The organism is Methylopila musalis (assembly GCF_042679725.1).
GTDB lineage: Bacteria > Pseudomonadota > Alphaproteobacteria > Rhizobiales > Methylopilaceae > Methylopila > Methylopila musalis.
The window spans coordinates 1-5,489 of record NZ_JBHTMX010000187.1 but is presented as its reverse complement, the minus strand read 5'-3'; the positions used below and the strand labels follow the sequence as shown (position 1 = coordinate 5,489).

General features: G+C 70.8%; 6 protein-coding genes. 3 read left to right on the top strand and 3 right to left on the bottom strand.

Annotated elements, in window-relative coordinates:
- Window positions 1-434 (bottom strand): hypothetical protein (locus ACFQ4O_RS14620; RefSeq protein ID WP_378776595.1); only part of this gene is annotated, 434 nt, incomplete at its 3' end.
- Between the two features lie 52 nt (window positions 435-486).
- Window positions 487-1,692, bottom strand: a complete 1,206-nt coding sequence (locus ACFQ4O_RS14615) for a lytic murein transglycosylase (RefSeq protein WP_378776593.1) — start codon at window positions 1,690-1,692, stop codon at window positions 487-489.
- 265 nt (window positions 1,693-1,957) lie between these two features.
- Here ACFQ4O_RS14615 and galU point away from each other — a divergent pair, with 265 nt between their 5' ends.
- A complete protein-coding gene (galU, locus tag ACFQ4O_RS14610; RefSeq protein WP_378776591.1) occupies window positions 1,958-2,830 on the top strand; it encodes a UTP--glucose-1-phosphate uridylyltransferase GalU in 873 nt (290 codons plus the stop codon).
- A 157-nt stretch (window positions 2,831-2,987) separates the two neighbouring features.
- Here galU and ACFQ4O_RS14605 read toward each other — a convergent pair whose 3' ends face one another.
- Window positions 2,988-3,785 (bottom strand): mechanosensitive ion channel family protein, encoded by a 798-nt coding sequence (locus tag ACFQ4O_RS14605; RefSeq protein ID WP_378776589.1) that lies wholly within the window; start codon window positions 3,783-3,785, stop codon window positions 2,988-2,990.
- Window positions 3,786-4,035: 250 nt separating this feature from the next.
- Here ACFQ4O_RS14605 and dnaN point away from each other — a divergent pair, with 250 nt between their 5' ends.
- Window positions 4,036-5,154: a DNA polymerase III subunit beta gene (dnaN, locus tag ACFQ4O_RS14600; protein ID WP_378776587.1), complete on the top strand. Its 1,119-nt coding sequence runs from the start codon at window positions 4,036-4,038 to the stop codon at window positions 5,152-5,154.
- 148 nt (window positions 5,155-5,302) lie between these two features.
- Window positions 5,303-5,489, top strand: a 187-nt coding sequence (locus ACFQ4O_RS14595; protein WP_378776585.1) for an AAA family ATPase, incomplete at its 3' end; no start/stop codon positions are given.

The following is a 5,489-nucleotide window of genomic DNA, read 5'->3' as shown; positions in this document are numbered from 1 at the left end:
ACGGGCGCGGCCGGCGGCTTGCGGCGCGGGCGGTTCGGCCGGGGCCGCACCTCCACCGCGCCGGGGTCGGTGCGGGCGCTCCACGTCCCCGGATCCGGCTGGGAGCGGCGTCCGAACAGGCGCTGGATGAGGTTGGGGCGGTCCTGATCCGCCTGCCGCCGGGGATCGTAGCCGCGCCGCTGAGCCGCCTCGCGCCGGTAGGCCTGATCGCGCTGATAGGCGCGCATGCGCTGGCGGAAGGCGCGGTCCTCCTCGTCCTCGTAGACGCGGCGGCCATAGCGTGGGTCGCGATAGACGCGCTCGTAAGACCGGCCGTCGTCGTAGGAGCGCCGGTAGTAGCCGTCCTGCGCCAGAACCGGCGCCGCCGCGGCGAGGCCGGCGGCGGCGAAGACGAGACCGACAAGGACGCGGACGATCCGGGGAAGCCTGATCATGATGGTCAGGCTATCACGCCGGGCGCTCTCGTGTCGCCCGAGGGATCGGCGGTCATCGCGCCCGGCGCAGATGGCGCAGCAGCGAGACGCCGGCGTAGCCGTCGGGCGCGAGCCCCTGCGTCTGCTGGTAGGACATGATGGCGTCGCGGGTCGCAGGCCCGATCTTGCCGTCCGGCTCGCCCACGTTGAAGCCCTTGCGCGCCAGCAGCGCCTGAAGCTCGTGCCGCTCCTGCTCGTCGAGCGGCTTGTCGTGGTTCGGCCACGGTGTGACGAACGGGCCGCCGCCGCGGATGCGGTCGGCCAGATGCCCGACCGCCAGCGCGTAGGAGTCCGCGTTGTTGTAACGCTTGATGACGCGGAAGTTGTTCAGCATCAGGAAAGACGGCCCGTTGGGGCCCGTGGGCTGCAGCAGCGTCGCGGGCGAGGCGCCGTTGGGGAAGCCGGTTCCCGCCACGCGGCGCACGCCGGCCGCCTGCCACTCGGCGAGCGTCCTGCGGGCGCCGGCCTTGGTCCCGCGCGGAACGATCACCTCGTAGCCCCAGGTCTCGCCCGAGCGCCAGCCGTGCTTCTTCAGGTAATTGGCGGTGGAGGCCAGCGCGTCCGGGATCGAGCCCCAGATGTCGCGGCGGCCGTCGCCGTTGGCGTCGGCGGCATAGGCCTTGAAGCTCGTCGGCATGAACTGGGTGTGGCCCATGGCGCCGGCCCAGGAGCCGTTCATGTTCTCAGGCGCCACATGGCCCTGCTGCAGGATCTGCAGCGCGCCGATCAGCTCCCGGCGGAAGAACTCCGGCCGGCGGGTCTGGCAGCAGGCCAGCGTCGCCAGCGCCGCGATCACGTTGTGGTTGCCGGTGGTCGCGCCGTAATTGGTCTCGATGCCCCACACCGCCAGCACCACCGAGCGGTCGACGCCATAGGCGCGCTCGATCCGGGCCAGCGTGTCGGACCATTGGGCGAGGTTCTGCCGGCCCGCGTTGATGCGGGTGTCGGAGACGCGCGTGTCCACATATTGCGCGATGGTGGTCTTGAACTCGGGCTGGTAGCGGGACTTGGCGATCGCCTCTTCGTCCACGGTCAGCCCGCGGAAGGCGCGGTCGTAGAGCGCGGGGCTGACGCCGGCCGCCACCGCCTGGGGCTTGAGCGCCCGCACGAAGGCGTCGAAGCGGGCGTCGTTTGGCCCTGCTGCGGCGGGCGCGGCCGTCGCGGCTGCGAAAAGGAGGGCGGCTGCGGCCCGCCAGGCGGTGCGGCGACGCACGGTCATGGCTCGGTCTCCCTTGTCCGGCGGGCGTTCGGCCAGACGTGAGGCCCCTGTGGAGGCATGAGAATACGGCCTTCAGAAAGCGCGCGCCATGGTTTGCATCCGGTTAACCGCGTAACTCCCCGCGTTCCCGAGCCCGTGAGCGGCTTCGGCGCTGGCGTTTCAGGGGCAAAGTCTTTACGCGGGGAGCGGGCGTTCCAAAATCCGCGCGCCGGCCCCGGCGATCCGTCGTTCCGCGGGCCGGTCAAACCACTGATCCGGAGATCTCATGCCCCGTCCGATCCGCAAAGCCGTGTTCCCCGTCGCCGGTCTCGGCACCCGGTTCCTGCCGGCCACCAAGGCGGTGCCGAAGGAGATGCTGACGGTCGTCGACAAGCCCGTGATCCAGCACGTGGTCGACGAGGCGCGCGAGGCGGGCATCGAGCACTTCATCTTCGTGACCGGCCGCAACAAGGCCGTGATCGAGGATCACTTCGACAAGCAGTTCGAGCTCGAGGCGACGCTGGAGCGCCGCGGCAAGACCGACGCGCTCAGGCTGCTGAAGGAGGACCTGCCGGGCGCGGGCCAGACCAGCTTCACCCGCCAGCAGGAGCCGCTCGGCCTCGGCCACGCGGTGTGGTGCGCCCGCGAGCTGGTGGGCGGCGAGCCCTTCGCGCTGCTGCTGCCGGACATGCTGCATCAGGGCGTGCGCAGCTGCCTCGCCGAGATGATGGACGTCTACCGCGAGGCCGGCGGCAACGTGGTCGCCACCTACGAGGTGCCGGACGACCAGACCCACCAGTACGGCATCGTCGGCGCCGGCGAGAAGGTGGGCAACGGCTTCAAGATGACCTCCATGGTCGAGAAGCCCAAGCCCGGCACGGCGCAGTCCAACTACGCCATCTCCGGCCGCTACATCCTCCAGCCCGAGATCTTCGACCTGCTGGCGAAGCAGGAGGCGGGCGCCGGCGGCGAGATCCAGCTCACCGACGCCATGCTCACGCTCGCCAAGGATCAGGCGTTCTCGGGCTTCGCCTTCCAGGGCCGGGTGTTCGACACCGGCTCCAAGATCGGCTTCCTCACCGCGAACCTCGCCTACGCGCTGGAGCGCGACGATCTGGGCGCCGACGTGCGCAAGGAGCTCTCCGCCCTGCTGGGCTGATCGGGCGGCCTCGACACATCCGTCATGCCCGAGCCTGTCTCGGGCATCCACGATTTGAAACAGCCAAACCGCTTGAGGCTCGAAGTCGTGGATGCCCGGCATGCGCCGAGCATGACGGGAAGGTCGAAACTCGGGAGCCTCCGGCCTCCCGCGTTTTTCAGGATGCGGCCTGCGCGGCGATCGCCGCCTGCGCCATGGCCCGGTCGCGGGCGTAGCGCACCAGATCGGCCTTGAGCGCCGAAACCTCCGACGCGTTGGCCCAGACCTTCACGTTCATCTCCCAGGCGCCGTCCGCGAAGCCCGAGGGCGTCACCACCGGGGCAGGGGCCGAAAGCGCGTGGGGGTTGGCGTCGAGATAGGCCTCGATCTCCCGCGCCGCCTGATCGGCGTCCCGGTCGGCCGGGGCGCTGAACGTGGTCTCGACCCGGCGGGTGGGGTAGCGCGACAGATTGGTCATGGCCGCGCCCCAGACCTGCGCGTTCGGGATCAGCACCTGCACGTTGTCGCCGCTGGCGAGTTCGGTGAAGAACAGGTTGAGGTCCCGCACCGCGCCGCTTTTGTTGGCCACCTCGATCTGGTCGCCGAGCTTGAACGGGCGGAACAGCAGCAGCATCACCCCCGCCGCCATGTTGGACAGCGTGCCCTGCAGCGCGAGGCCGATGGCGAGCGAGGCGGCGCCCAGCACCGCGATCAGGCTGGTGGCCTGGATGCCGATCAACTGCAGGATCGCCACCAGCACCACCGCCAGAATGGCGTAGTGCACGAGGCTCGACAGGAACGACGCCACCGTCGGGTCCATGCGCTTCGAGGCCGAGAGCGCCCGATGCAGCCCGCGCTCCACCACCCCCGCCACCCAGAAGCCCCCCACCGCCAGCAGAATCGCGCCCAGCACGTTGACGCCGTAGACCACCACGAGATTGGTCAGGAAGGTGAAGTCGATCGGGATGTGGGGCATCGGCGGCTCCGGTTCGGCGTCCCGTTCGCCGCGTGCGCGCGAAGGTCGTCGTTGGCGGTGGATGAACGGCGACGTAGCGCGCCGCGGCGGGCTCGCAACCCGCTCCCGCGCTTGCGTCGCGCCGCGGGCTTGGGCAATGTCGCCAGTCCCTACGCGGCTCCGCCGCAGGAAGCCTTCCGGATCGTCCGCGCCGCCCCCGCTGCGGCGGCGGCCGGTCCCAATCACGACGTGAAAGCGGGGACTGACCCTCATGCGCGCGACCCTCGAGCGGGCGGCTCTTCTCAAGGCGCTGTCCCATGTCCACCGTGTCGTCGAGCGGCGGAACACCATCCCGATCCTCGCCAACGTGCTGCTGAGGGCAGGCGACGGCGGCCTCAGGCTGCAGGCGACCGATCTCGACATCGAGATGGTGGAGACGGTGGCGGCCGAGGTGGCCCAGCCCGGCGCCACCACCGTGCCGGCCCACACCTTCTACGACATCGTGCGCAAGCTGCCGGACGGCGCGCAGGTGTCGCTGGAGGTGGGCGGCGAGCGCGGCACGCTGGTCATCCGCGCCGGGCGTTCGCGCTTCACGCTGCAGACCCTGCCGGACAGCGACTTCCCCGATCTCGCCCCCGGCGAGCTGCCGACCCGCTTCGCGGTGGGCGCGACCGAGCTGAAGCGCCTGATCGACAAGACCCAGTTCGCGATCTCCACCGAGGAGACGCGCTACTACCTCAACGGCATCTACTTCCACACCGTGGACGTGGGCGGCACGGCGCTGCTGCGCGCGGTCGCGACCGACGGCCACCGGCTCGCCCGCGTGGAGACGCCGGCCCCTCCCGGCGCGGACGGCATGCCGGGCGTGATCGTGCCCCGCAAGACGGTGGCCGAGATCCAGCGCCTGATCGACGATCCCGAGGGCGAGGCCCAGGTGGAGCTGTCGGCGACCAAGATCCGGGTGTCCTTCGGCTCCGTGGTGCTGACCTCCAAGCTCATCGACGGCACCTTCCCGGATTACGGCCGCGTCATCCCGTCCGGCAACGACAAGCGCCTGATCGTGGACCGGCTGGAGTTCAAGAGCGCGGTGGACCGCGTCTCCACCATTTCGTCGGAACGCGGCCGGGCGGTGAAGCTCTCGCTCGCCGACCGCAAGCTGGTGCTGACCGTGACGAACCCCGACAGCGGCAACGCCACCGAGGAGATCGAGGTCGACTACGAGTCCGACGCGCTCGATATCGGCTTCAACTCCCGCTACCTGCTCGACATCGCCGACCAGCTCGACGGCGACACCGCGCTGATCCGCCTCGCCGATCCCGGCTCCCCCACGCTGGTGCAGGACCGCGACGACGCCCCGGCGCTCTACGTCCTGATGCCGATGCGGGTGTGAGGGACGCGGGTTTCCTTCGGAACCGGGTTCGATCCGCTCGCCTCGCGACTGTCTTTCGGCGTCACGACGCGGAGGACGCCGCGCGGCGGAAAGCCAACGCGGCGACGGCGCTCCCCGCCGGGCGTGCTGTCGGACGGCGCGCCGGGCCATGACCGATCTGCGCCGCGCGGCGGTGACCCGGCTGCGCCTGACCAACTTCCGCTCCTACGCCGCCCTCGATCTGCCCTGCGGCGCGGGCTCCGTCGCGCTGGTGGGGCCGAACGGCGCCGGCAAGACCAACATCCTCGAGGCGATCTCGCTGCTCGCGCCGGGACGCGGCCTGCGCCGCGCGCCGC